Annotated in this window: 1 protein-coding gene; it reads left to right on the forward strand. The window is 66.3% G+C overall.

The window, feature by feature from the left end; genetic code table 4:
- A partial coding sequence (locus FJR74_RS08430) for an FtsK/SpoIIIE domain-containing protein (RefSeq protein ID WP_140915073.1) occupies window positions 1–537 on the forward strand: 537 nt, incomplete at both ends.

Here is a 537-nt window from a genome sequence, read left to right on the forward strand (position 1 = left end):
GAAAGTCCAGCTTCGTCAACTCCATGCTGGTGTCGCTGTTGACCCGGGCCACCCCGGAAGAGGTCAGGATGATCCTGATCGACCCGAAGATGGTGGAACTGACGCCGTATGAAGGCATTCCGCATCTGATCACGCCGATCATCACCCAGCCGAAGAAGGCCGCGGCCGCGCTGGCCTGGCTGGTCGACGAGATGGAGCAGCGCTACCAGGACATGCAGGCCTCCCGGGTGCGCCACATCGACGACTTCAACGACAAGGTGCGATCCGGGGCCATCACCGCGCCGCTGGGCAGCCAGCGCGAGTATCGGCCCTACCCCTACGTGGTGGCCATCGTCGACGAGTTGGCCGACCTCATGATGACCGCGCCGCGTGACGTCGAGGACGCCATCGTGCGGATCACCCAGAAAGCCCGCGCCGCCGGCATCCACCTGGTGCTGGCCACCCAGCGCCCGTCGGTGGACGTGGTCACCGGGCTGATCAAGACCAACGTGCCGTCGCGGCTGGCGTTTGCCACCTCGTCGCTGACCGACAGCCGGG

This window comes from Metamycoplasma neophronis, from assembly GCF_006491995.1.
GTDB classification, from domain to species: domain Bacteria; phylum Bacillota_I; class Bacilli_A; order Mycoplasmatales; family Metamycoplasmataceae; genus Metamycoplasma; species Metamycoplasma neophronis.